The sequence below is a fragment of the Sandarakinorhabdus oryzae genome, assembly GCF_009733735.1.
GTDB classification, from domain to species: domain Bacteria; phylum Pseudomonadota; class Alphaproteobacteria; order Sphingomonadales; family Sphingomonadaceae; genus Sandarakinorhabdus; species Sandarakinorhabdus oryzae.
The window spans coordinates 1-577 of sequence record NZ_WNJP01000408.1 but is presented as its reverse complement, the minus strand read 5'-3'; the positions used below and the strand labels follow the sequence as shown (position 1 = coordinate 577).

General features: G+C 60.5%; 1 protein-coding gene. It reads right to left on the bottom strand.

What is annotated here, in order from left to right:
* On the bottom strand, nt 1–577 hold a 577-nt coding region (locus GJ693_RS16585; RefSeq protein ID WP_328598855.1), incomplete at both ends, for an HWE histidine kinase domain-containing protein.

The window sequence follows — 577 nt, the reverse complement described above, 5'->3', positions numbered from 1 at the left end:
ACATGCGACATGGCGTGAATGCGGCCGATCAGGAGCTCGCGTGCAACGTCGATGTCGGCGCCGTGACGCATCGTGCGGGTCACGATCGACTGAATTACCGCAAGGATGTTCTTCACGCGATGATTGAGCTCATCGATGACGGCCGTGAGCCGCCGCTCGAAGTCGATGCGGGTCTGGATCTCCCGGCTGAGCCGGATGTTGTTGTAAGACACGTATCCGAACAGGCCGCAGAAAATGAGGGTCAGCGCTGCGCCGATCAGCATGACAATGCCTGCCAGCTCCTGGGCACGCGTCGCTGCGTTCGTTTTCGCGTAATAGATCAGCGTCCAGTCCCGCGCGCCGAACGAAACGACCCGCAGCAACGGCGGATTGTCCGCATCAAGTTTCAGCGGAACCGATTTGACGTTTCCTTCCGCATCGGCGGTCAGATTGTCCGAGGCATTTCGTGGATCACGCAGCGCCACCGAGAACAGCGACAGTTCCTCATTGGTGAGCATCAGCGGCGCCAGCCGATAGGATATGGTCAGAAAGCCTGCAACGGTGGGGCTCGTATCCGCCCGCACCGGCGAGGCCAGCA